The organism is Curtobacterium sp. PhB136 (assembly GCF_004346855.1).
Lineage (GTDB): Bacteria > Actinomycetota > Actinomycetes > Actinomycetales > Microbacteriaceae > Curtobacterium.
In genome coordinates this window covers 1,039,779-1,063,882 of record NZ_SMGH01000004.1, presented here as the reverse complement: position 1 = coordinate 1,063,882, position 24,104 = coordinate 1,039,779, and the positions used below count along the sequence as shown (strand labels likewise).

Annotated in this window: 24 protein-coding genes; 3 read left to right on the top strand and 21 right to left on the bottom strand. The window is 70.3% G+C overall.

Annotation, left to right across the window (positions count from 1 at the left end):
• Nucleotides 1-158: 158 nt before the first annotated feature.
• From glmM to EDF27_RS05120, 10 genes are all read right to left on the bottom strand, one after another.
• Nucleotides 159-1,532, bottom strand: coding sequence for a phosphoglucosamine mutase (glmM, locus tag EDF27_RS05165; RefSeq protein ID WP_123654797.1), 1,374 nt, complete (start codon nt 1,530-1,532; stop codon nt 159-161).
• 22 nt (nt 1,533-1,554) lie between these two features.
• Nucleotides 1,555-2,040, bottom strand: a complete 486-nt coding sequence (gene rpsI, locus EDF27_RS05160; protein ID WP_123654798.1) for a 30S ribosomal protein S9 — start codon at nt 2,038-2,040, stop codon at nt 1,555-1,557.
• A gap of 38 nt (nt 2,041-2,078) precedes the next feature.
• Complete coding sequence (gene rplM, locus EDF27_RS05155) at nt 2,079-2,525, bottom strand: 50S ribosomal protein L13 (protein ID WP_071292521.1); 447 nt, start codon at nt 2,523-2,525, stop codon at nt 2,079-2,081.
• Between the two features lie 332 nt (nt 2,526-2,857).
• Complete coding sequence (locus EDF27_RS05150) at nt 2,858-5,875, bottom strand: ExeM/NucH family extracellular endonuclease (protein ID WP_132047591.1); 3,018 nt, start codon at nt 5,873-5,875, stop codon at nt 2,858-2,860.
• 95 nt (nt 5,876-5,970) lie between these two features.
• Nucleotides 5,971-6,165: a hypothetical protein gene (locus tag EDF27_RS05145; RefSeq protein ID WP_123654800.1), complete on the bottom strand. Its 195-nt coding sequence runs from the start codon at nt 6,163-6,165 to the stop codon at nt 5,971-5,973.
• A 56-nt stretch (nt 6,166-6,221) separates the two neighbouring features.
• Nucleotides 6,222-6,932, bottom strand: coding sequence for a hypothetical protein (locus EDF27_RS05140; RefSeq protein ID WP_123700872.1), 711 nt, complete (start codon nt 6,930-6,932; stop codon nt 6,222-6,224).
• A complete protein-coding gene (locus EDF27_RS05135) occupies nt 6,929-7,804 on the bottom strand; it encodes an ABC transporter ATP-binding protein (RefSeq protein WP_123654802.1) in 876 nt (291 codons plus the stop codon). The genes EDF27_RS05140 and EDF27_RS05135 overlap by 4 nt, the downstream gene beginning before the upstream one ends.
• A gap of 61 nt (nt 7,805-7,865) precedes the next feature.
• Nucleotides 7,866-8,294: a hypothetical protein gene (locus EDF27_RS05130; protein WP_132047589.1), complete on the bottom strand. Its 429-nt coding sequence runs from the start codon at nt 8,292-8,294 to the stop codon at nt 7,866-7,868.
• 126 nt (nt 8,295-8,420) lie between these two features.
• Nucleotides 8,421-9,167, bottom strand: a complete 747-nt coding sequence (locus tag EDF27_RS05125) for an MBL fold metallo-hydrolase (RefSeq protein WP_123700874.1) — start codon at nt 9,165-9,167, stop codon at nt 8,421-8,423.
• Nucleotides 9,164-10,066: a tRNA pseudouridine synthase A gene (locus EDF27_RS05120; RefSeq protein ID WP_123654805.1), complete on the bottom strand. Its 903-nt coding sequence runs from the start codon at nt 10,064-10,066 to the stop codon at nt 9,164-9,166. The genes EDF27_RS05125 and EDF27_RS05120 overlap by 4 nt, the downstream gene beginning before the upstream one ends.
• 90 nt (nt 10,067-10,156) lie before the next feature.
• On the opposite strand from EDF27_RS05120, the gene EDF27_RS05115 reads away from it, so the two are divergent.
• Nucleotides 10,157-11,149: an ATP-binding cassette domain-containing protein gene (locus EDF27_RS05115; protein WP_132047587.1), complete on the top strand. Its 993-nt coding sequence runs from the start codon at nt 10,157-10,159 to the stop codon at nt 11,147-11,149.
• A complete protein-coding gene (locus EDF27_RS05110; protein WP_123654807.1) occupies nt 11,146-11,976 on the top strand; it encodes an ABC transporter permease in 831 nt (276 codons plus the stop codon). The genes EDF27_RS05115 and EDF27_RS05110 overlap by 4 nt, the downstream gene beginning before the upstream one ends.
• Nucleotides 11,977-11,982: 6 nt before the next feature.
• Here the strand turns inward: EDF27_RS05110 and EDF27_RS05105 are convergent, their stop codons facing one another.
• The 8 genes from EDF27_RS05105 to infA all read right to left on the bottom strand — a co-directional run bounded on the left by EDF27_RS05105 (nt 11,983) and on the right by infA (nt 19,683).
• The gene (locus tag EDF27_RS05105) at nt 11,983-15,195 is read right to left on the bottom strand and encodes a BTAD domain-containing putative transcriptional regulator (RefSeq protein ID WP_132047585.1); all 3,213 of its coding nucleotides are present in this window, start codon (nt 15,193-15,195) and stop codon (nt 11,983-11,985) included.
• Nucleotides 15,196-15,223: 28 nt separating this feature from the next.
• Complete coding sequence (locus tag EDF27_RS05100) at nt 15,224-16,342, bottom strand: hypothetical protein (RefSeq protein ID WP_123654809.1); 1,119 nt, start codon at nt 16,340-16,342, stop codon at nt 15,224-15,226.
• A gap of 124 nt (nt 16,343-16,466) precedes the next feature.
• Complete coding sequence (gene rplQ, locus EDF27_RS05095; RefSeq protein WP_123654810.1) at nt 16,467-17,033, bottom strand: 50S ribosomal protein L17; 567 nt, start codon at nt 17,031-17,033, stop codon at nt 16,467-16,469.
• Nucleotides 17,034-17,098: 65 nt separating this feature from the next.
• Nucleotides 17,099-18,094 carry a DNA-directed RNA polymerase subunit alpha gene (locus EDF27_RS05090; RefSeq protein WP_056121453.1) on the bottom strand — a complete coding sequence of 332 codons (996 nt, stop codon included), beginning with the start codon at nt 18,092-18,094 and terminating at the stop codon, nt 17,099-17,101.
• A gap of 228 nt (nt 18,095-18,322) precedes the next feature.
• The gene (gene rpsK / locus EDF27_RS05085; protein WP_017885507.1) at nt 18,323-18,721 is read right to left on the bottom strand and encodes a 30S ribosomal protein S11; all 399 of its coding nucleotides are present in this window, start codon (nt 18,719-18,721) and stop codon (nt 18,323-18,325) included.
• A 9-nt stretch (nt 18,722-18,730) separates the two neighbouring features.
• The gene (gene rpsM / locus EDF27_RS05080; RefSeq protein WP_071299484.1) at nt 18,731-19,105 is read right to left on the bottom strand and encodes a 30S ribosomal protein S13; all 375 of its coding nucleotides are present in this window, start codon (nt 19,103-19,105) and stop codon (nt 18,731-18,733) included.
• A gap of 169 nt (nt 19,106-19,274) precedes the next feature.
• The gene (gene rpmJ, locus EDF27_RS05075; protein WP_071276701.1) at nt 19,275-19,391 is read right to left on the bottom strand and encodes a 50S ribosomal protein L36; all 117 of its coding nucleotides are present in this window, start codon (nt 19,389-19,391) and stop codon (nt 19,275-19,277) included.
• Nucleotides 19,392-19,461: 70 nt separating this feature from the next.
• Nucleotides 19,462-19,683, bottom strand: a complete 222-nt coding sequence (gene infA, locus EDF27_RS05070) for a translation initiation factor IF-1 (protein ID WP_017885509.1) — start codon at nt 19,681-19,683, stop codon at nt 19,462-19,464.
• Nucleotides 19,684-19,946: 263 nt separating this feature from the next.
• Between infA and EDF27_RS05065 the strand changes: the two genes are divergently transcribed.
• Nucleotides 19,947-21,218: an LCP family protein gene (locus tag EDF27_RS05065; protein ID WP_243698199.1), complete on the top strand. Its 1,272-nt coding sequence runs from the start codon at nt 19,947-19,949 to the stop codon at nt 21,216-21,218.
• Nucleotides 21,219-21,335: 117 nt separating this feature from the next.
• On the opposite strand, the gene map is transcribed toward EDF27_RS05065, so the two are convergent.
• Genes map through secY form a run of 3 tightly spaced genes read right to left on the bottom strand, consistent with a single transcriptional unit; the run spans nt 21,336 to nt 24,084 of the window.
• On the bottom strand, nt 21,336-22,169 hold the full coding sequence (gene map / locus EDF27_RS05060; protein WP_123654812.1) for a type I methionyl aminopeptidase: 834 nt from the start codon (nt 22,167-22,169) through the stop codon (nt 21,336-21,338).
• A 5-nt stretch (nt 22,170-22,174) separates the two neighbouring features.
• Nucleotides 22,175-22,765, bottom strand: a complete 591-nt coding sequence (locus EDF27_RS05055) for an adenylate kinase (protein ID WP_132047581.1) — start codon at nt 22,763-22,765, stop codon at nt 22,175-22,177.
• The gene (gene secY, locus EDF27_RS05050; protein WP_123654814.1) at nt 22,762-24,084 is read right to left on the bottom strand and encodes a preprotein translocase subunit SecY; all 1,323 of its coding nucleotides are present in this window, start codon (nt 24,082-24,084) and stop codon (nt 22,762-22,764) included. The genes EDF27_RS05055 and secY overlap by 4 nt, the downstream gene beginning before the upstream one ends.
• Nucleotides 24,085-24,104: the final 20 nt, after the last annotated feature.

Below are 24,104 nucleotides of genomic sequence, written 5' to 3'. Positions count from 1 at the left end.
CGCACAACGAAAACCCGCTCGAACCACGGACGGCCGTGGTGCGAACGGGTTTCGGTTGCTCAAGGACAGACGGCACTGCACGCGGCACGGCAGCGGCACCGAACGCGGCGGCGGCGCGCCGCGGCCGCGGCGGCACGCCGCGGCACCGCGCCGCCGCGCTACGCCGCGTCGAGCGCCAAGCGCTCCTCGACGACCGCCGCGAGCTCCTCGGCGACCCGCTGCGCGGTCTCCTGCGACGCGGCCTCGACCATCACGCGCACGACGGGCTCGGTGCCCGACGGACGCAGCAGCACGCGGCCGGTGTCGCCGAGCGACTCGGACGCCGCGGCGACGGCGTCCTGCACGCCCTGGTCAGCGAGTCCGTGCCGGTCGACACCGCGGACGTTCAGCAGCACCTGCGGGAACACCGTCATGCACGATGCGAGCTCCTCGAGGGACTTGCCCGTCCGCGCCATCTCGGCGACGAGGTGCAGGCCGGTGAGGATGCCGTCGCCCGTGGTGGCGTACTCCTGGAAGATGATGTGGCCGGACTGCTCGCCGCCGAGCGAGTACCCGCCCTCGTTCATCTTCTCCAGGACGTAGCGGTCGCCCACCCCGGCCTCGATCACGGTGATGCCCGCGTCGGACATCGCACGCTTGAGCCCGAGGTTCGACATCACCGTCGCGACGAGGGTGTCGGACACCAGGTGCCCGCGCTCCTTGAGCGACAGCGCGAGGATCGCCATGATCTGGTCGCCGTCGATCGCGTTGCCCGCGGCGTCGACCGCCAGGCAGCGGTCCGCGTCGCCGTCGTGCGCGATGCCGACATCGGCGCCGGCTTCGAGCACCGCACGGGCGAGGTTGTCGATGTGCGTGGACCCGACACCGTCGTTGATGTTCCAGCCGTCCGGCTCGGCACCGATCAGGGTGACCTTCGCGCCGGCGTTGACGAACACCTCGGGCGAGACACCGGCGGCGGCACCGTTCGCGCAGTCGAGCACGACGTGGATGCCGTCGAGCCGGTGCGGCAGCGTGCCGAGCAGGTGCACGACGTAGCGGTCCTCCGCGTCGGCGAACCGGGTGATCCGGCCGACGCCGATGCCGGTGGGCGTGGGCGCAGACTGGTCGTGCATCGCGGCTTCGATGCGGTCCTCGACCTCGTCGGGCAGCTTCTTGCCGCCCGTCGCGAAGAACTTGATCCCGTTGTCCGGGGCCGGGTTGTGCGATGCGGAGATCATCACGCCGAAGTCGGCGTCGATGTCCGCGACCAGGAACGCGGCAGCGGGAGTGGGGATGACCCCGGCGTCGAGGACGTCGACGCCGGCGGAGGCGAGCCCGGCCGCGACCGCGGCACCCAGGAACTCACCGGAGACGCGCGGGTCGCGCGCCAGGACCGCGCGGGGGCGCGGTCGGCCGGACGCCCGACGGGCGTCCGCATGGTGTCCGTGCGTGAGCACGGCCGCGCTCGCCTGGGCAAGACCCAGTGCGAGCGCGGCCGTCAACTCGCCGTTGGCGAGGCCACGAACGCCGTCGGTACCGAACAGACGCGGCATTGCATCCTCCGCCGTCAGGCGATCAGCGCTTCGAGAACTGCGACGCCTTGCGGGCCTTCTTGAGACCGGCCTTCTTGCGCTCGATGACGCGAGCGTCACGGGTGAGGAAGCCAGCCTTCTTGAGGATCGCGCGGTTGTTCTCGCGGTCGATCTCGTTCAGCGTGCGCGCGATGGCGAGGCGGAGTGCGCCGGCCTGGCCGGAGGGGCCACCACCCGTGATGCGGGCGGTCACGTCGTAGGAGCCGAGGAGCTCGAGCACCTTGAACGGGTCGTTGATGAGCTGCTGGTGCAGCTTGTTCGGGAAGTAGTCCTCGAGCGAACGGCCGTTCACCACGAAGGTGCCGGAGCCCGGGACGAGGCGCACGCGGGCGATGGCCTCCTTGCGGCGCCCGACGGCACCGCCGGAGACGTTGAGGATCTGACGGGGAGCTGCCTCGGTAGCGGCGGGTGCGCTCTCCGTGGTGAAGCTCTCCGGGGTCTGGTCGAGGGAGTCAGCGATCTGAGCCATGAGTTTTCTCTAGTCCTTGGAAGTCGTCGTGGCCGCTGTTACTGCGAGACCTGGTCGAAGGTGTACGTCTTGGGCTGCTGCGCGGCGTGGGGGTGCTCGGCACCCGCGTACACCTTGAGCTTCTTGAGCTGCTCGCGGCCCAGCGTGTTCTTCGGGAGCATGCCGCGGATCGCCTTCTCGACGGCGCGGGTGGGGTGCTTCTCGAGCATCTCCGGGTAGGAGGTCGCCGTGAGGCCGCCCGGGTAACCCGAGTGGCGGTAGTAGACCTTCTTCGCGAGCTTGGAGCCGGTGAGGGCGACCTTGTCCGCGTTCACGATGATGACGTAGTCACCCATGTCCATGTGCTGGGCGAAGGTGGCCTTGTGCTTACCGCGGAGGAGCGCGGCGACGTGCGAGGCGAGACGGCCGAGGACGACGTCGGTCGCGTCGATGACGATCCAGTCGTGCTGGACGTCTGCCGGCTTCGGTGAGAACGTGCGAGTCACAGGAGTGCTGCTTTCGTGTCGAGGTGAGGAGTCCGTGAATCCCGCTCCGGTGGGGGTTCTGCGAGGCGGATGCCCGGCGAACGTCCCGGTGGAGGGCTCATCTGACTGTCTGGCGCACGTGGCGCGCAGACCAAGGTGAGAGCCTACCGGACGCGACTCACGTCGGTCAAACGCGGGCGCGTGGGCGTGCGCTGGGGTCGACTGCGCAGACGTTGCGATGCACAGCCCGCCACGGGCCCTGTTCTGCGCACTCGTCGCGGTCGTGGACGCGACCAGCAGACGGACGGGAGGCCCGGTGCCAGCCGGCACCGAGCCTCCCGTCCGTCATCTGCCTACGCGGCGCGACGACGGCGCACGACGAGCACACCGGCTCCGGCTGCGAGCAGCAGCAGCGCGGCGGCGATGCCGCCACCGAGCTCCGCACCCGTGAAGGCGAGCGCGCCGACCGAGGCAGCACCCGTCGCCGGGTCGATCGTGACCCGCAGGGTCACCGTGCCCGTGGTCGGGCCGGTCACGACGATCGTGTGCGTCCCGGCCGAGACCGACGCGGGGATGGTCAGCCGGCCGGACAGGTCGCCGTCGGCGTCCGCGACCACCGTTCCGAGGAGGACCGGGTCCGAGTGCAGTTCGACACGGGTCCGCTCGTCGGCCGCGAAGCCCGAACCGGTCAGCGTGAAGGTGCCGCCGACGCGCAGGTCGCCCGAGACCGAGAGGCTCGCCGGCGACGTGCCGGGCTCCGACGGATCGGCGCCCGGGTCGGTCGGGTCGGTCCCCGGGTCGGTTCCCGGGTCGGTCGGGTCGGTCGGGTCGGTCGAGCCGTCGGCCAGGTCGAAGCCGACCAGGATCGGGTCGTGGTCGCTCGCCCGGTACACGTCGTCCGTGTACAGGTTCGACGCGTTGTAGTTGAAGCGGCTGTACTCCAGGGCCACCGACTCGGTCGAGTTGATGTTCCAGATGTCCACGCCCGTCACGCTCGCCAGTGCGGCCGGGGATGCGAGCACGTGGTCGAGCGAACCGCTCAGCCCGCTGAAGACGTACGACCACTCCGAGGAGTCCAGCGCCGGACCGAGGTCCGTGTAGCCGGCGTCACCGAGGACGACCATCGGGTCCTCCTGGCTGTACGCGTTGAAGTCGCCGAGCATGAACACCTTGTCGGTGCCGTACTGCTGCTGCATCGTCGTCGAGAAGGCGGCGAGCGCCGTGGCCTGCCGCACGCGGTCCGCGTTCGAGGCGCCCTGACCGTCGCCCTGGTCGGCGTTCTCGCCGGTGCCGGAGCCCTTCGACTTGAAGTGGTTCGCGATCACCAGGAACTCGTCGTCCGCGCTGCCGCCGACCGGACGGAAGGCGTCGGCGACGGGCTGCCGTGCGTTCGTGAACGCGTCGTCGAGCAGGATCGTCGACGCGCCCGTCGGCGCGACGCGGGCCTGCTTGTAGATGAGCGCGAGGCGGATGACGTCCTCACTGGCGGGGACGACCGCGGGGGACTTCACGTACGCCCAGGTGTCCGTGCCGGTCGCTGCGTTCAGGGAACCGACGAGGGTGGCGACCGCGGCGTCCCGGTCCTCGCCGAAGCGGGCCGAGTTCTCGATCTCCTCGAGGGAGACGACGTCGGCGCCGAGGCCGTTGATCGCCGTGACGATCTTCGCCTGCTGGCGCTGGAAGTCCTCTTCCTCCGCGGCACCGCGGGCGTCACAGCCGGAGTTCACGGTGACGGGGTCGCCCGCGCGGTCGGTGTAGTACGTGCAGCCGGTGAGCTGGTCGCCGGTGGTCGGGAAGTAGTTCAGCACGTTGAACCCGGCGAGCTTGAGGTCACCGCCGACGTCAGCGGGCTCCGCGGTGCGCACGTTCGAGAACGTGGCGGGCAGGTCGGTCGTCGCGGTGGCGCCGGTGATCGGTGCCGTGGGCTGGAAGGCCCAGCCGCCGTTGCGGTAGTCCAGGACCACGGGCTTCGTGAAGGTCGTGGCGGCGCCCACCGTGACCGGGGCGTCGTTCGTCAGCCACGGCACCGGGATGCTCCGCGCCGACTGGTCCGAGCCGTCGTACGGCAGGAAGTTCGTGCTCGCGCCGTCGTCGAGCGTGACCTTGCGGGCGGCGTTGTCCGCTTCGACGGCCTTCGCCGCGGCGCTCCCGGGGCGGGCGACCTCGGTCGGCTGGAGGAGCCGCTTCGTGCCGCTCGCCAGGACGACCTCGCCGTACTGGTTCGTCGTGTAGTTGTCGGCGACCGTGTAGTCGCCCTGCGGTGCGACGAGCATGCTCTCGAGGGACTCGCGCTGCACATCGGTCGACGGGAACGCGACGGCGGCTGGCTGCGGCGCCGGCACGGCCCCCGCGAGCGTCGTCACGTCGGCGGCGCTCGTGACCGTGAGCTCGGTGAGGCCCTTGTACTCCGAGACCGCGCCGGTCAGCTCGAGGTGGTCACCCTCGTGCACCGAGGCGACGGTGGCGGGCGAGTACACGAAGACCGCGTCCGACGCCGTGTGCGCGGCGAGGTCGAGCGCGCCGCCGGTGCCCGGAGTCTGCACGGTGTAGCCGTTGAACCCACCGGTCGCGTACACCGCGGTGACGACGCCCGTCGTGACGACGTTCTTCCCCGCGTACGGCGAGGTGTCCGTCGTGCCCTGCAGCTGCCCGATGGTGACGGGCTCGGCGGGGCCGGCGGGCTCGGTCGGCTCCGTCGGGGTGGTCTCGATCGGCGTCGCGGTCTCGCCCGCGGCGTTCGTCGGCGTCAGCTCCTGCGTCTTCGTGAAGTCCGCCGCGTTGTCGTCGGTGTCGGTCGAGCCCGCGCGGACGAAGGCGTCCGGCACCGAGTTCGCGGTCCCGGCGACGGCGACGTCCGACTCGAACGTGGTCGCGGTGCCCCAGCCGAGCAGGTCGACGACACCCTCGGTGGTGTCCGTGACCGACCCTGCCGGGAGCGCCACCGCCGCGGTCTGGTCCGCGAGCACCAGCACCCCGCCGCCACCACCGGGGTTGAGGCCGAGCGTCGCGTCGGGCGTCGGCAGGTCGTAGCGGGCGTTCGCGCCGTTGCTGCCAAGCTGCACCAGGTACGTGCCGTGCGCCGGGACCGTGCCGCTCAGCGGCGCTGCCGAGACGTTCGAGCCGGTGGCCGGCGGACGGTACTGCAGGGACCACGTGCCGAGGTCGACCGGGGCGTCGGTCGGGTTGCCGATCTCGACGAACTTCTGCGCGGAGAAGGCGCCGGCGCTGCCGCCCTTGACGTAGGCCTCCTGGATGACGAGGCCCGTGCCGGTGGTGTTCGCGCTGGCGGCGGTGACGGTGACGAGTGGTGCTGCGAGGAACGTCGCGGCGACCGTGGCGCACAGCAGAGTGCGTCCGACGTGCTGTTGCATGCTGACCTTCGGTTCGAGAGCGGGAAACCCTCAGACCGTACAGACCTGCAGAGTCGCTCAGGTTGCGGTCAGGTAAACCATTGCACTCGGCAACATCAGTCCTCCGACAGCAACCGCAGTGCCAGCACGCCGACCGTGATGACGTACCAGCCCACGAGGTTGCTCTTCTTCTTCGCGAGGACCAACGACAGCGCGGCCGCGCTCGCTGCGATCGCGAGCGCCACCCACCGCACAGAGGGTGCCTGGCCACTCACACCGATCGCGAACATCGCCACGGTGGCAATGGCCACGAGCGCAGCCTGCAGCGTACGACGAAGCGGCCCCCTCGTCTGGGCTCGATTTTCGCTCACGTCGATACCGCTCTCGTTCGAAACCAACCGACGACCACGGGGATGAGGACCCAGATGAGGCCCGAAGTGGCCGTCGGCACCGCTGGCGCCATCCCGGTCAGTCCGCTCTGCAGCGTGCTGAAGCGGACGTACTCGCTCCAAGGGCCGAGAAGAGTCAGGACGACGTCGAGCACGAGCACGAGCAGCACCACGCTCACGAGACCGAGAGCGAGAGACCGCACCGTTGCACCGATACCAAAGCCGAATGTCGCTGAGGAGAATGCCAGCGCGGCGACCTGGCCGATCGCACCCACGAGCGCGAAGGTCGAGATGCGACCGCCGATGAGGACAGCGGTGACCGTACAGGAGGCCGCAACCACGATCGTGAAGAGCACGAGCGCACCGGTGACGATTCCGCAAGCGGCACCGCGGGCCACATAGAGCCGGCCCCGGGTGTTCCCGCTGAGCACGCCGTCACGCTCTCCGCCCCGTGCCGCATCACCAACACCGATCACGACCCCGACGATCGACGATGTCAGAGCGGCTGGAAGCCCCGCCATCACGATGAGTTCCCCCACCTCGAACGACGGGACCCGCGTCACCGCGGAGACACCGAAAGCCCCGCAAGCGACGACGGTCGCGACGAGAACGCCGTAACCGACCCACGCGCCGACCGTGTCGATCTGCTTGCGCAGCTCAATTTGTACAGCTCGCGAAAAGGGCGTCATCGCCGCACCTCGGATTCGAATTCTGCGGAAGACACAGTGACGTAGAGGTCCTCGAGAGTCCTGGCCGCGGGAGCCGCCCGGAATACTTCAAGGCCGATCGACACGGCTAGCCGGATCACCTCGGGAGGCGGGGCATCCACATTGAGCGTCCGCGCTGTGGTCGTGACGCTGATGCAGCGCTCGGCGAGTGCTCTCGAGAGCACGCCCGGATCGTTCACCTCGATCCTGCAGGCCGTCTTGCCGACTCCATTGACCGGCTCGATCCATGCGATCACCCCCTGACTGACCACGATCGCGGTGTCGATCAGCGCCTCGAGCTCTCCGAGCAGATGACTCGAGACGATCACAGTGGCACCGTCACGCTTCAATGCAGCGATCACACCCCGCATCCACGCGATGCCGTTCGGGTCCAAGCCGTTCATCGGCTCGTCGAGGAGCACCAGGGACGGACTTCCGAGAAGCGCGACCCCGATCGACAACCGCATCTTCATCCCGAGAGACAGTGAACCGACCCGACGGCCGAGGGCAGAATGGAGTCCGACTCGCCGCGCAGCCTCGGGAACGACCGCTTTGTCGACGCCGACGTAGAGACTTCGCAGGGTCAACGTCTCTCTCACAGTGCGCCCCGAGTGCATGGGCACGTCGCTGAAAACCGCCCCAACGGGCTCCCCACGTTGCCATGGCGTCCCGCGCAGCGCGCCGGAGGTCACTGGCGTGAATCCGGCGATGACAGACAACAACGATGACTTGCCAGCGCCGTTCGGGCCGATCAGGCCGTACACGTGGCCAGGCAGCAGTTGCATCGACACCGCCCGCAGTCGCGGTCGTCCTCGTCCCCGCCCTCGAAGCCCGACGTTTGCGAGTTCGATCATCGATCGGCTCCCTTCCCAGGAGTCGGAGCGAGCCGGTCGCAGCCCGCTCCGACCCGTCCGATCAACCGAAGAAGTAGTTCCAGAGCTGGCTGAACAGCTCTTGCACGCTCATCTGACCGAGCGCGGTGATGCCGGCCCGGATCCAGCTGGCAAGCCCGTTCCACCACTTCTTGAACGCGTTCAGGCCGCTCTTCAGCCCACTCTTCATCGCTGGGATGATCGACGAGGCGTTGTTCTTGACCCAGTCGATGATCGGCTTGATCGGGATGCCGTCGGTCGATGCCCCGCCTTGTGCTGGAGCAACCACCCCTCCCGATGGGGAAAGCCGGCCCTTTACCGCCCCCACGTTCACGGACGCTCCCACCACGGTCGCGGTCGAGGTCGTGGTCATGGCAATCGGCTGCGCCGAAGCCGCAGATGCTCCCACCGAGCTGAGCATCGCACCAGTGACGATCGCCCCGATGATCCCTACAGATCTGATCTTGTTCATGCTGTCCCCTATCTCGTGTCGGCACCTTTGCCGCGAGAACAGACTGGTAGAACTGACGTTCAGTATTTCACCGTATGCACAACAGTTTACAGGATGGAAACATAGGGGGATGCTGTTCGGTCCGCATCAGGAACCCACCGGCAGCCACTCCCGCCCGACCCGGTGCACCGCGGGCCCGTGCCCCGGCAGGACGATCTCCGGGATCGGCAGCGCCCGCGCGGACTCGACCGCCACCGCTTGGTCCGCCGTGAAGAACGGCGTGATCATCCGTGGACGCGGCGTCCACGACCCCGGCTGCGTGTCGTGGTGGGACACGACGGCGTCCCCGGTGACGATCGCGTCGGCCGCCGGCAGCAGGTACGCGGTGGACCCGGCGGTGTGCCCGACGGCCGGGAACGGGGTGATCGCCCGCCCCTCGAAGTCCCGCGCGGTGAAGGCCCGCGCGGCCGGCACGGTGGTCGGCCGGAGCGCGTCGGAGCGGATTGCCCGGCCGAGCCAACGGAGCACCCGCGGCGACGCCAGGCGCCCACCGATCTCGGCCGGTGTGACCTGCTCGCGGTCCGGTCCACGGACGTTCCCCAGCTCGTCGGCGTGTGCCAGCACCTCGACGTGCGGGTACTGCGCCAGGATCCCGGGGATGCCGCCGACGTGGTCGACGTGCCCGTGCGTGACGTACACACGCCGCAGGTCGTCGAGGTCGTGCCCGGCGTAGCGGACGGTGTCGAGCACCAGGTCGCTGTCGGCCGGGTAGCCGGCGTCGATGAGGGCGACGCCGTCCTCTTCCGCGAGGACGACCCAGTTCGAGACGGGGCCCTCGACGAAGACCACCCCGGGAGCGACGGAGACGACGGACCGGGGTTCGCGGGAAGTCATCCCCCGACGGTATCGGAGCCGCCGTTCGAGGAGCGCCGGGCACGCGTCTGCACGGCCCGCGCGGCGAGCTCCTCGTCCGCCGGGTAGCCGACCTCGGTCAGGGTCAACCCCTTGGCCGGTGCGACCTTGAACGCGCTGGTCCGCTCCCCCGCCACGCGCAACGCTTCGAGACGGTCGGCCCCGAAGCGTCCCTCGCCGACGGCGATGGTCGCCCCCACCATCGCGCGCACCATGGAGTGACAGAAGGCATCGGCCTGGAGGCTCGCCACCAGCACGCCGTCCGGCTCGCGGTCCCAGCGGAACTCCTGGAGCGTCCGGATGGTCGTCGCCCCCTCGCGCGGCTTGCAGAACGCCGCGAAGTCGTGCAGCCCGAGCAGCGTCAGCGCACCGCGCTCCATCGCCGCCGGGTCGAGACGCCCCGGGTACCAGAGCGTGTGCCCCCGACGACGTGGATCGCGGGGGGCGTCGAGGTCCGCGACCCGGTACTGGTACCGCCGCCAGAGCGGGGAGAACCGGGCGTCGAACCCGTCGGGCGCCACTGATGCCCGGGTGACGACGACGTCCCCCTCGGGCCCGGCGAGCCCGTTCAGCCGCTTCACGAGCCCGTCGAGCGGGTCCCGCTGCGCCCCGTCCGCCGGCGTCCGGCGGGGACGGGACAGGGTCGCCCACTGCGCGGCGTCGAGGTCGAGGTGCGCCACCTGCCCGGTCGCGTGCACGCCCGCGTCGGTCCGCCCGGCCACGGTGAGCAGCGGCGGTGCACCCCACCGGGTGAAGACGGTGGCGAGCGCGGTCTCGAGCGCGCCCTGGACGGTCCGCAGCCCGGGCTGCCTGGCCCACCCGGAGAACGCGGCCCCGTCGTACGCGACGTCCAGCCGGAGCCGCACGGTTCCTTCACTCACGCCCCAACGGTACCGATGTCAGCGCCGCGTCAGTGCCGCGTGAGCGCCCCGCGGCACGATCGTCCTCGACATCGACGAAAGGACACGACGATGACCACGACACCACTCGCGGTGGACGCCACCGGCCTCGTGAAGACCTTCGGGCAGAACCGCGCTGTGGACGGTGTCGACCTCCGTGTCGAGGCCGGCACCGTGTACGGCGTGCTCGGCCCGAACGGCGCCGGCAAGACGACCACGATCAGCATGCTCGCCACCCTCATGAAGCCCGACGCCGGCGAGGCCCGCATCTTCGGCCACGACGTCCGCCGCGAAGCGCAGGAGGTCCGCCGGCTCATCGGCGTCACCGGCCAGTACGCCAGCGTCGACGAGACACTCAGCGCAACGGAGAACCTGGTGATCTTCTCCCGGCTCCTCGGGCTCTCCCGGGCGGAGTCGAAGCGGAAGTCCGCCGAGCTCCTGGAGCGCTTCGGCCTGACCGAGGCGGCGACCCGCCCCTTGAAGAACTTCTCCGGCGGGATGCGCCGACGCCTCGACCTCGCGGCGAGCCTCATCGCGCAGCCGCCGCTGATCTTCCTCGACGAGCCGACCACGGGCCTCGACCCGCGGACCCGTGCGCAGATGTGGGACACGATCCGGGAGCTCGTCGCGACCGGCTCGACCGTGCTGCTCACGACGCAGTACCTCGACGAGGCCGACCAGCTGGCCGACCGGATCGCCGTCATCGACCACGGCCGGGTGGTCGCGGAGGGCACCGGCGACGAGCTCAAGGCGTCGATCGGCACCGCCTCCCTGCAGCTCCGGCTGCAGGACGCGCTCCGCCTCGACGCGGCGCGCACGCTCGTCCGCCAGACGCTCGGCGTCGACGCGGTCGCGAGCCCGGAGGGCACCCGCCTGACGGCCCCGATGGCGGACCCGGACCGCGTCACCGACCTCCTCGTGTCGTTCCGCGACGCGGGCATCTCCCTCGCCGAGATGAGCGTGCAGAAGCCGACGCTCGACGAGGTCTTCCTCACCATCACGGGCGCCCCGGCCACGACCGACGACGCCGACACCACGCGCGAGCTCGAAGGGAGCAACGCATGACCACCATCGCCCCCACCCCGACCGCTGCGCCCCGCATCACCCCGCGCCCCGGCGTCGGTGGCACCGGACTCGGTGCCACGATCCGGCAGTCCTTCACGATGGCGTACCGCGGCCTGATCAAGGTCCGTCGCACGCCGGAGCAGCTGTTCGACGTCACCCTGATGCCGATCATCTTCACCGTGATGTTCACGTACATCTTCGGTGGCGCGATCTCCGGGAACGTGGCGGCCTACCTGCCGATCATCATCCCGGGCATCCTCGTCCAGACGAACATCACGTCGTCGATCGTCACCGGCGTCCAGCTCCGCGAGGACATGGACAAGGGCGTGTTCGACCGCTTCAAGTCGCTCCCGATCGCCCGGATCGCCCCGCTCGCCGGTGCGCTCCTCGCGGACACCGTCCGGTACGCCATCGCGACGACGATCACGTTCGTGGTCGGCATCATCATGGGGCTCCGCCCGGCCGGTGGCGTCGGTTCGGTGGTCCTCGCCGGGCTCCTGGTGATCGTGGTCGCATGGGCGATCAGCTGGATCTTCGCCTACTTCGGCGTGATCGCCCGGACCGCGTCGAGCGTCTCCGGCATCTCGAACATGGTGCTCTTCCCGCTGACGTTCCTGTCGAACGCCTTCGTCCCCGCTGACACCCTGCCCGACTGGCTGCGCTGGTTCTCCGAGGTCAACCCGATCTCGCACCTGATCACCGCGGTCCGCGAGCTCGTGAACCACGGCCAGGTGGGCGGCGACCTGTGGATCTCGCTCGTCGGTGCCGCCGTCGTGGTCGCGGTGTTCGCACCGCTCACGGTCCGCGCGTACATGCGGAAGGCGTGACCCTGCTCAGCTGAAGCGCAGTTCCTCGAGCAGCAGGCGTGCCTGCGCGACGGCCTCGGCCCGGTCCCATCCGGCCGAGGCCGTCTCGGCGTCGAGGACCGTCCGGTCGCCGAGCACCTCGACCAGGAGCGGACGGATCCGGGCGTGCGCGAGCACCGCGAAGTCCTGCCGTGACCCGAAGCGGCTCGCCAGCCCCCAGCACCGCGCGGCCCGGTCGTGGTCGCCGAGCCGGGCGGCGGCGAGCGCCAGGCCCAGCAGGGCCGTCCCGATGACGGGCAGGTCCAGCCACCAGGGGTGCAGGCGCAGCATCACGAGTGCACCGACGCGCATGCGGCGCGCGATGGGGGACGTGGTGGCCACGGCCGGGAGGCCCGGCTCGGTTCCGTCGGATCGGCCCACCGTCGACTCGTCCAGCGCCGCGAGCCGCGCGGCGCCCGCCATCAGCGTCCAGTGCGGCGTCTGCTTCCGGCGCGGCAGCACGAAGTCCCAGGCGTCCCCGTAGCGGGCGGCAGCAGCGCCGAGGTCGCCTAGGCTCCGGCTGCACTCGGCGTCGATCGCGATCGCGAGGACGCCGATCTGCGCGGCGTCGCCGTCGAACCCGCCGCGGTTCGCGACGGGCTGGTTCCCGAGCTCGGCGGCGATGGAGCGGGCGAGCGTCACGTCCCCGGTCGCTGCGGCGCAGAGCCCGACGGTCCAGCCGATCTCGTACAGGTCGTCCTCGGCGCCGAAGACCTCGAGCCGCTCCCGTGCCAGGGCGGCTGCGGCGAGCGCATCGGTGTACCGGCCGGTCTGCGCGAGGAGCTGCGTCATCGTGACGGCGCCGGACCCCATCGCCCAGGCGTCGTCGACGGTGACCGCGAGGGTCTCGCCGCGCTGGGCGTACCGGAGCGCCAGGGCGAACTCGCCGTCGTTCTCGGCGAGCGGCGCGCTGAGCATGTGTGCGAGGCACGCGACACCGTCGTCCGGGTCCTCGCGGTACCGGGCGAGGAGCGCCATCCCCTCCGCCGGCCGTCCGATGGTGAGGAGCAGCGCGGCCTGGGCGTCGAGCACCGGGAACCCGCTCCAGCCCGCACGCGTCACGTGCCGCAGCGTCGAGATGGCACGGACGGCGGTGCGTCGGTCGGAGAACGCCGACGACCCGCCGGTGAGCACGAGCCCGAGGATGGTGGCGGCACGGTCCTCCGCTGCTGGCGGCGCCTGCCGGAGCACGGTGACGACGTCCGTGGCGATCGCGACCACCTCGCCGTGCGCACCGCGGAGCGTCCAGTAGCCGCCGAGGGCCGAGAACACCTGCGCGACGGCGGGACGGTCCTCGGCCTGCAGACCCCAGCGGAGCAGGGTGACGAGGTTGTCGGCTTCGCGACCGACCTCTCTGAAGTACCGTCGCTGCGGCTCCCCGGTCGCGGCGAACATGTTCCGGGCGGCGGAGAAGTCGCGCCCCCACCGGATCATCGCGGCGCGGACCTCGTCCGTCCGGCCGCGTTCGTCGAGCCGGGCCGCGCCGAACTCCCGCACGGTCTCGAGCACGCGGTAGCGCACGGGGTCGCCCTCCCGCTCGACGAGCTGCACCAGGGACTGCTCGACCAGTTCGGCGAGGTCGTCGAGCGCGTCGTCCCGGCGCTCGTCCGCCGCGACGGCCTCCACCGCGTCGACGGCCAGTCCGTCCGGGAAGAGCGCCAGCCGGGTCAGCAGGTCCTGCGCGCCGTCGTCGAGGAGCCGCCAGCTCCACTCGATGACGGCCAGCAGCGTGCGGTGCCGCTCGGGGGCGGTGCGGTCGCCGCCGCGGAGCAGGGCGAACCGGTCGTCGAGCCGGCGTTCGATCTCCTCGGCGCTCATGCCGCGGATCCGGGCGGCGGCGAGCTCGATCGCGAGCGGGGTGCCGTCGAGCCGGGTGCAGATGCGCCGGACGGTGTCCACGGGGAGCACCGCGCCCGGTCGCGCCGCGCGGGCCCGCTCGGTGAACAGGCGCACCGCTGCGCCCTCGGCCTCGACCGGCAGCGGCGCGAGGGGCGCGACGACCTCGCCCGCGATGGCGAGCGGCGCACGCGAGGTCGTCAGGACCCGGAGCGCCGGCAGCACCGCGAGCAGGTCGGCGGTGAACGCGGCGACGTCCGCGACGAGGTGCTCGCAGTTGTCCAGCACCAGGACGGTCGGTTCGTCCCCGAGCGCCCGGACCACGCGGCCACGGAGGTCGGCGACGACCGCGTCCCGGAGCGCCCGGGCGGAGCGGACCTCGGCGATCCCGAGCAGGGCACCGAGTGCGGGGACGATGTCATCCCCGGCGGCGAGTGGTGCGAGCTCGAGCACCACGACCCCGCGGTCCGCCGGCACCGACGCGGCGACCGCCTGCGCGAGGCGGGTCTTGCCGAGCCCACCCGCACCGAGGATCGTGACCAGCCGTTCCCGCGACAGGAGGTCCGCGACCGTGGTGAGGTCGGCCTCCCGTCCGATCAACGCGTTCGGCGATGCCCGGAGGCCGATCCGGCGGACGGCCCCCGAGGCGGACGCGGATCGTCGGAGGAGCTCCGCGTTGAGGCGGACGAGGTCGGCGGAGGGGTCGGCGCCCAGCCCGTCGGCCAGGCGTTCCCGGTGCGCTGCGAACGCGGCGAGCGCTTCCGTGGTCCGGCCGGCCGCAGCGAGTGCGCGCATCGAGCCGGCGACGGCCACCTCGTCGAAGGGGTCCGCGTCCGCCTGCTCGCGCCACAGGTCGACGGCGGCGTCCGCGTCGCCCGAGGCGAGGAGCGCCGAGCCGAGCGCACGTCGGAGTCCGCGTCGTGCCGTCGCTGCCCGTTCGCCGAGCGCGGCACCGAGGTCACCCTCGACGTCGGCACCCGGGTCGCCGCGCCAGAGCTCGAGCGCGGCGCGGACGTCGTCGTCCGCCGCACCCGCCGTCCCGGCGACGCGTTCGGCCGCGGCGAGGTCGACGTCGTCCGGGCCGACGCCGAGCGCGTACCCGGTGCTCGTCGACACGACGAGGCCGTCCGCGGTGCTCCGTCGCAGCCGCGACACGAGGGTCTGCAGTGCGGCCCGTGAGCCCTTCGACTGCGCCTCGCCCCACAGCTCGTCGATGATCGCGTCGGTGGACATGGCGTGCCCGCGGGCCAGGACGAGGGCGGTGACGAACGCCCGTGCCAACGCTCCCGGGACGGGCGTCGGCGTGCCGGTCGGATCCATGACCAGCACGGGCCCGAGGACGGCGATGCGGGGGTGTCCTGGCACGGGCCGAGTCTACGGGCGGAGGCCTCGTTCAGCGCCGCTGCCGACTGAACGCGGACGGACCGGTCGAGGTGTCCAGGTTCTCGGTCGCCCGGCGCTCCGACTCCACGATCCCGCGGAGCGACACCAGGGCAGCCGCGGTGACGGCGACGTGCGACGGGTTCTCCCGGCTCGCATCGAGTGCCCGTTCGACCTCCTCGATCGCCTCTTCGCCCGCGGTCTCCGGGCACTCGCCGCGGATCATGCAGGCGAGCTGCGTCATCGCCTTCGCCAGGGGCTCGGCGAAGGCCGGATCAGGGCGACCGACGCCCTCGGAGACCGGACCCGAGCGTGCGACGAGCTCGGTGAGGTCGGTCGTGTACCAGGCGACCCGTTCCAGGGCGCGGAAGCGGGCACCGTCCTGCTGGAGCCGCGCCCGTGAGCCCCGGAGTGCCCCGCGCGGGTTGATCTTGCGGCTCTCGTGCGCGATCGAGACCCGTGACCGGACGTCCGCGATCGCCCGGTCGAGACGGTCCTGCTGGCGGTCCCACGCCGGCTCGTCGCGCTTGCCCTCCCGCATGACCGCGGCGAGGCCGTCGAGGTGGTCGGCGAGGACGTCGTTCACCGCGTCGATCCGGTGTTCGGCGTCCCAGAAGTGCAGCGGCGGGAACACCAGGAAGTTCACGAGCAGCCCGACCACAACGCCGACGGCCATCTGCACGAGGTACCCGAGCGAGTAGCCCTCGGCGTGCGCACCGCCCACCAGCAGCACGAACAGCGCCGCCGTGGACACCCACGAACTGCCCTCCCCGAGGATCCGGAACCCGCCGACGAGCACACCGACGCCGACCGCGAGGGCCACGGCGAGGATGCCCGGGTCCCCGACCCACATCGTGAACGCGGCGACGCCGATGCCGAGCGCGATGCCGACGAGCGTCTGGATCCCGCTCCGGAGCCCGGCGAACACCGTCGTCTGCATCGCGATGACGGCGCCGAGCGGGGCGTAGTAGGGGTAGTCGGACGCGACCCCGGGGACGTGCCGTGCGACGAACCACGCGAGCGCGGCGGCTCCGGCGGCCTTCGCGGCGTGGAGCAGGCGCGGCTGGGTGCCGGACGTCCGGCTCCATCGCCAGATCCTGGTCCCCACCCCCGCGACGTGTTCGAATCCCATGTGTCCTCCTGGTGTCGGCCCTCACCCGATGGGCCGACGCGTCACCCTACGGTGCGCCCGCTGACCGGACGCCAAACGGCCCCCGCAGCAGAGCTGCGAGGGCCGTTCGTGGTGGTGCGTGTGACTACTTGTCGTCCGACTTCTCGGCGGCGTCTTCCTCGACCTCGGCGGCAGCCTCGGTCTCGGTCTCCGACTCGACGGGAGCCGACTCCTCGGTGGTCTCGGTCTCCTCGACCGGGGCCTCCTCGGTGGTCTCCTCCGCGGCGGGCTCGGCGGCCGGCGCAGCAGCGGCCGGAGCCGAGTTGCGCGTGACGGGGGCCGGGGTGCCGGAAACGGGCTCGAGGACGAGCTCGATCGAGGCGAGCGGCGCGTTGTCACCCTTGCGGAAGCCGAGCTTCGTGATGCGGGTGTAGCCGCCCTGGCGGTCGGCCACCTGCGGCGCGATCTCCGTGAACAGCGTGTGCACGACGGTCTTGTCGCGGAGGGCCGCGATGACCCGACGACGAGCGTGCAGGTCGCCGCGCTTCGCGAACGTGATGAGACGCTCGGCGACCGGGCGGAGGCGCTTGGCCTTCGTCTCGGTGGTCGTGATGCGACCGTGCGTGAAGAGGGCGTTGGCGAGGTTGCTCAGGAGCAGGCGCTCGTGGGCGGGGCCGCCACCGAGGCGGGGGCCCTTGGTGGGCTTCGGCATGTCAGTTCTCCAGTGGTGAAAGAGTGGTGCGCGCCGTGACGACGCGCGTGCGCATCAGCGCGAGGTCAGTTGCTGGACTCGTCCTCGTCGTACCCGCTGTAGAAGTGGGCGCCGTCGAATCCGGGGACGGTGTCCTTGAGGGACAGGCCGAGCTCGGTGAGCTTGTCCTTGACCTCGTCCACCGACTTCTGACCGAAGTTGCGGATGTTCATGAGCTGCGTCTCCGAGAGGGCGACGAGCTCGGACACCGTGTTGATGCCCTCCCGCTTCAGGCAGTTGTAGCTGCGGACCGAGAGATCGAGGTCCTCGATCGGGGTCTGCAGCTCGTTCGAGAGCACTGCGTCGACCGGCGCGGGGCCGATCTCGATGCCCTCGGCCGCCGTGTTGAGCTCACGGGCGAGACCGAACAGCTCGACGAGCGTCCGACCGGCCGACGCGATGGCGTCGCGCGGCGTGATGGCCGGCTTCGACTCGACGTCGACGACCAGACGGTCGAAGTCCGTGCGCTCACCGGCACGCGTCGCCTCGACGCGGTAGGTGACCTTGAGGACCGGCGAGTAGATCGAGTCGATCGGGATCTGACCGGCCTCGCTGAACTCCGAGCGGTTCTGCGTCGCCGAGACGTAGCCGCGGCCACGCTCGATGGTGAGCTCGAGCTCGAAGCGCGCGGTGTCGTTCAGGGTCGCGATGACGAGGTCCGGGTTGTGGATCTCGACGCCGGCCGGCGCGGAGATGTCCGCGGCGGTGACCTGACCGGCACCCTGCTTGCGCAGGTACGCCGTGATGGGCTCGTCGTGCTCGCTGGAGACGACCAGGCTCTTGATGTTGAGGATGATCTCCGTGACGTCTTCCTTGACACCGGGAACGGTGCTGAATTCGTGGAGGACACCGTCGATGCGGATGCTGGTGACAGCCGCGCCGGGGATCGAGGAGAGGAGCGTGCGGCGCAGCGAGTTGCCGAGGGTGTAGCCGAAGCCAGGCTCGAGCGGCTCGATGACGAAGCGCGAGCGGTGCTCGGAGATCGACTCCTCGGTCAGGGTGGGGCGCTGTGCAATGAGCACTGTGGGATTCCTTTCGGCGAAGTGTCCGCTATATGACACTTGGCGGTACGACGGGGCCGACCGGGCCCCGACGGGTCTGTTGAGTTGTGATCACGCGCACCGAGGTGCGCGATCGAACGACCAGGAATGGCCGCCCCCGCTCGCTCCGGTCAGGGAACGCACTGTCCCGTGAGGGAAACGCACTGTTCCGTCAGGGAACGAGCGGGGAACGGCCGGTTGCTCCTCGCGTCAGACGCGACGGCGCTTGGGCGGGCGGCACCCGTTGTGCGCCTGCGGCGTGACGTCGTTGATCGAACCGACCTCGAGGCCAGCGGCCTGGAGGGAGCGGATCGCGGTCTCACGACCCGAACCCGGGCCCTTCACGAACACGTCGACCTTCTTGACGCCGTGCTCCTGCGCCTGACGCGCAGCGGACTCGGCGGCGAGCTGCGCCGCGAACGGCGTCGACTTGCGCGAGCCCTTGAAGCCGACGGCCCCGGAGGACGCCCAGCTGAGGACGGCACCCGACGGGTCGGTGATGCTGACGATCGTGTTGTTGAACGTGCTCTTGATGTGGGCCTGGCCCACGGCGACGTTCTTCTTCTCCTTGCGGCGCGGCTTGCGCGCGGCAGTCTTGGGGGTAGCCATGATGATCTCCTATCGGGCCTTCTTCTTGCCTGCCACGGTGCGCTTCGGGCCCTTGCGGGTACGCGCGTTGGTCTTGGTGCGCTGACCGCGCACCGGGAGACCACGACGGTGACGAAGACCCTCGTAGCTGCCGATCTCGACCTTGCGGCGGATGTCGGCTGCGACCTCGCGGCGGAGATCACCCTCGACCTTGTAGTTGCCCTCGATGTAGTCGCGGAGGGCGACGAGCTGGTCGTCGGTGAGGTCCTTGACGCGGATGTCACCGGAGATACCGGTGTCCGCGAGCGTCTTGACCGCGCGAGTGCGGCCGACGCCGTAGATGTACGTGAGTGCGATCTCCACGCGCTTCTCGCGCGGGATGTCGACGCCTGCTAGACGTGCCATGTGCTGGCTGCTCCTGTTGTCGATGGAGGTGTGGCGCAGTACCGGTGCTCGGGCCTCCGACCCGGGGTGTCCCCCGCTCGCGGACGAGCGGGATCTGGTACTGCGTTGTCGATGTTGAGTTGTGGTTCGTGCTCGAGCCGCCTGCGACGGCCCCGGTCACGCGCTGGGACTAGCCCTGGCGCTGCTTGTGACGCGGGTTGCTCTTGCAGATCACCATGACGCGGCCCTTGCGGCGGATGACACGGCAGTGCTCGCACATGGGCTTGACGCTGGGGTTGACCTTCATTGCTGATTCCTCGTGCTCGCTGGCTTCGTGCTCGGCGGGTTCGCCGAGTCGTTCCTTTCCAGCTCGCGGATCACTTGTAGCGGTAGACGATCCGGCCGCGGGTCAGGTCGTACGGGCTCAGCTCCACGATCACGCGGTCCTCTGGGAGGATGCGGATGTAGTGCTGGCGCATCTTCCCGGAGATGTGCGCGAGGACCTTGTGCCCATTGGTCAACTCAACGCGGAACATCGCGTTGGGCAGAGCTTCGAGCACCGAGCCTTCGATCTCGATGACGCCGTCTTTCTTGGCCATAGCCTCACTGTCGCTTGGTTGGATTACCGGTGTGATCCCCGAGCCGGTCTGCGGGTCGGGCGCCACGCCCAGAAGGCATGGCACACCAAAGATCGATCTTATGGGATCTGCGCCCGATTGCCAAGTGCGCGCGCCGTGCCCCCTCCTCTGGGGTGTTCCTGAGGGGAGGGCCAGCGTTCCACAGTGGTTCCACGGCGCGCTCCTGGGGCCGCGCAGGACTCCGGCCCTACGGTGACAGTGCAGCCCCTCGAACGGAGACACCTGTGCCCGCCACCCGCAACCAGCGGACGATCGCCCGACACGGCCGCCTCGCGCGCCGTCGGGGCTGGACAACACTCGTGTCCGTCGTCGCCTCCGCCCTCGCCGTCGTCCTCGTCAGCGGCACCAGCGTCGCCGCCATCGCCGGCGCCCAGCTCGCGACCGCACCGACCAGCGTTCAGCTCAGCACCGACGACCAGAGCACCGCGAAGACCGCCGACATCACCGCGATCAAGGGCGGTGCGAACATCCTGCTCATCGGCAGCGACACCCGTGTCGGCCAGTTCGACTCCGCGGACGACGTCGACGGCGCCCGCAACGACGTGACGATGCTCATCCACATCTCCGCGGACCACCAGCAGCTGACCGCGGTGAGCTTCCCCCGCGACCTGATGGTGCCGATCCCCGCGTGCACGAACCCGGAGACGGGGACCACCTACCCCGCGGCGTCCTCCGCGATGTTCAACACCGCGCTCGGCAACGGCGGCGTCTCGTGTGTCGTCGACACGGTCGAGAACCTCACCGGCCTGAGCATCCCGTACGCCAGCCTCATCACGTTCGACGGGGTCATCGAGATGTCGAACGCCCTCGGTGGTGTCGACGTCTGCGTGGCGAAGGCGATCGACGACACCTACACCGGCCTGCACCTCACCGCGGGCGAGCACACGCTCGAGGGCTCCGACGCCCTCGCGTTCCTCCGCACCCGGCACGGCGTCGGCGACGGCAGCGACCTCGCCCGGATCAGCTCCCAGCAGGTGTTCCTGTCGGCGCTGCTCCGCAAGGTCACCTCCGACGGCACGCTCTCGAACCCCATCACGCTCTACAAGCTCGCCGGAGCGGCCCTCAGCAACATGGTGCTCTCCGACGGGCTCGGCCAGGCGAAGACCCTCGTCGGCCTCGCCGGCATGCTCCGCGGCATGAGCACGTCGAGCATGCTCTTCGTGCAGTACCCGGTCGCGGACGACCCGGCGGACAGCGCCAGGGTGATCGTCGACCAGGACACCGCGCACGCGCTCAACGTCGCGCTCCAGACGGACGAGAAGACCACCCTGAGCGACTCGACCACCGGACGCGCGTCCGAGGAGAGCTCCAGCGGGACGTCGACGAGCGCCTCGCCGTCGGCCACGCCGTCGAGCGCAGCGTCCTCGTCCTCGTCCTCGTCGTCGTCGTCGTCGTCGTCGAGCAGCACGAGCACGCCGAGTGCCTCCGCGACGCCGCTGCCGTCGTCGATCACCGGACAGAGCGCCGCAGAGGAGACCTGCTCCGTCGGCAACTGAGCCGACGGGGCGGGCCCGCCCCGCGCCTCCCGTCCGATCGGGACGCGACCACCTGCGGACGCGACGGATCGGCTCGCGTCCGCAGTGCGGGACGACGGGCCGGCCGGGAGGCTCGTCCTACGGGATCGGGACGGGCGTCACACCCAGCGGGGTCAGGTGCGCGGCGCCGCCGTCGGCGGCCGTCAGGACCCAGATCCCGTCCGCGTGCACCGCGACGCTGTGCTCCCAGTGCGCAGCATCCGAACCGTCGAGGGTGCGGACGGTCCAGTCGTCGTCGTCGGTCGAGCTGTCGATCGTGCCGGCGGTGACCATCGGCTCGATCGCGACCACGAGGCCCGGACGCACCGCCGGACCCGCGCCACGGATGCGGTAGTTGAAGACCGGGGGCTCCTCGTGCATGGACCGACCGATGCCGTGGCCGGTGAAGTCCTCGACGATGCCCCACTTGCCGGTCTCGTCGATGGCGTCCTCGACCGCGTCGCCGACCTCGTTGAGGTTCTTCGCCTTCGCGAGCGCCACGATGCCGTGCCAGAGTGACCGCTCGGTGGTGTCGCTGAGCCGCTGTCGGGCGGCCGACAGGGAGGCGTCGCCACCCGGGACCACCGTCGTGAACGCGCTGTCGCCGTTCCAGCCGTCGACCTCCGCACCGGCGTCCACCGACACGATGTCACCCGGCTGGAGCACCCGGTCCCCCGGGATGCCGTGCACGATCTCGTCGTTCACCGACACGCAGAGCGTGTGCCGGTACCCGGGGACCAGCTGGAAGTTCGGGATCCCGCCGCCGTCACGGATCGTCCGCTCGGCGATCGCGTCGAGCTCCCCCGTGGTGATGCCGGGCCGGATCGCCGCACGGACGGCGTCGAGCGCTGCCGCGGTCAGGAGCCCCGGGCGCACCATGGCGCGGAGCTCGTCCGGGGTCTTGTAGATCGAGGGCTTGCGGAACCGTGCCACGCGGGTCAGACGCCGGCGGTCAGCCCGCGCGACGCGAGCGCTGCCTGGATGCGGTCGCCGACCTCGTCGATGGCGCCGAGGCCGTCGACCTCGACCACGAGCCCACGCTGCTGGTAGGCGTCGACGATCGGGGCGGTCTGCTCGGCGTAGACCTGCTGGCGACGACGGATCGTCTCCTCGTTGTCGTCGCTGCGGCCCTGCTGCTCAGCGCGCTTCAGGAGCCGCTCGACGAGCGCGTCCTGGTCGGCCACGAGCCGGATGACCGCATCGATCCCGGCGCCCTGCTCGGTCAGCAGCGCGTCGAGGTACTCGACCTGGCCGACCGTGCGGGGGTAGCCGTCGAGCAGGAAGCCGCTCCCGGCGTCCGGCTCTTCGAGGCGGGACTTCACGAGCTCGTTCGTCAGCGAGTCCGGGACGTAGTCGCCCGCGTCCATGATCGCCTTCGCCTGGACCCCGAGCGGCGTGCCTTCCGACACGTTCTTCCGGAAGATGTCCCCGGTGGAGACGGCCGGGATGCCGAAGGACTCGGCGATGCGGCCGGCCTGGGTGCCCTTCCCGGCTCCGGGAGGTCCGACGATGATGAGACGTGCGCTCAACGGAGAAGCCCTTCGTAGTGACGTTGCTGCAGCTGCGAGTCGATCTGCTTCACGGTCTCGAGACCGACACCCACGATGATGAGGATGCTCGCGCCACCGAACGGGAAATTCTGGTTCGCGCCGAACAGCGCCAGTGCTGCCAGCGGGATGAGCGCGATGAGACCGAGGTAGAGCGAGCCGGGCAACGTCACCCGGGTCAGGACGTAGTCGAGGTACTCGGCGGTGGGACGACCGGCACGGATGCCGGGGATGAACCCGCCGTACTTCTTCATGTTGTCGGCGACCTCTTCGGGGTTGAAGGTGATCGCGACGTAGAAGTAGGTGAACCCGACGATGAGCAGGAAGTACAGGACCATGTAGAACCAGTTGTCACCCGAGGTCAGGTTGTTCTGGATCCAGGTCACCCACGCGGCCGGCTCGGAGCCGTCGGAGGGCTGGTTGAACTGCGCGACCAGGGCCGGCAGGTACAGCAGCGACGAGGCGAAGATGACGGGCACGACGCCGGCCATGTTCACCTTGATCGGGATGTACGTGTTGTTGCCGCCGTAGGTCCGACGGCCGACCATGCGCTTGGCGTACTGCACGGGGATCCGCCGCTGCGACTGCTCGACGAAGACGACGGCCATCATGATGACCAGGCCGACCAGGATGACGAACAGGAAGAGCTCGAAGGACTGCGACTGCTCGATCGCCCAGAGCGCGGACGGGAACTGCGCTGCGATGGACGTGAAGATGAGGAGCGACATGCCGTTGCCGATGCCGCGCTCGGTGACGAGCTCGCCCATCCACATGATGAGGCCGGTGCCGGCGGTCAGGGTGACGACCATGAGCATGATCGCGTACCAGCTGTCGTTCGAGATGATCGACGAGCAGGAGGAGCTGGCGTTCGTGCCGAAGAGCTGGCCGGAGCGGGCGACCGTGATCAGCGTCGTGGACTGCAGCACACCGAGCGCGATGGTGAGGTAGCGGGTGTACTGGGTCAGCTTGGCCTGACCGGTCTGACCCTCCTTGTAGAGGGCGTCGAAGTGCGGGATCACGACGCGCAGGAGCTGCACGATGATCGACGACGTGATGTACGGCATGATGCCGAGCGCGAAGACCGAGAGCTTCAGCAGCGCGCCGCCGGAGAACAGGTTGATCAGGTCGTAGAGACCGCCGGAGGACGAAGCGCTCGCGAGGCAGGTCTGCACCGCGGCGTAGTCGACGTACGGTGCCGGGATGTACGACCCGAGGCGGAACAGCGCGATGATCGCGAGGGTGAAGCCGATCTTCTTCCGAAGATCGGGGGTGCGCATGATGCGCGCGACCGCTCTGAACACGAGAACTCCGAACTTCTGGG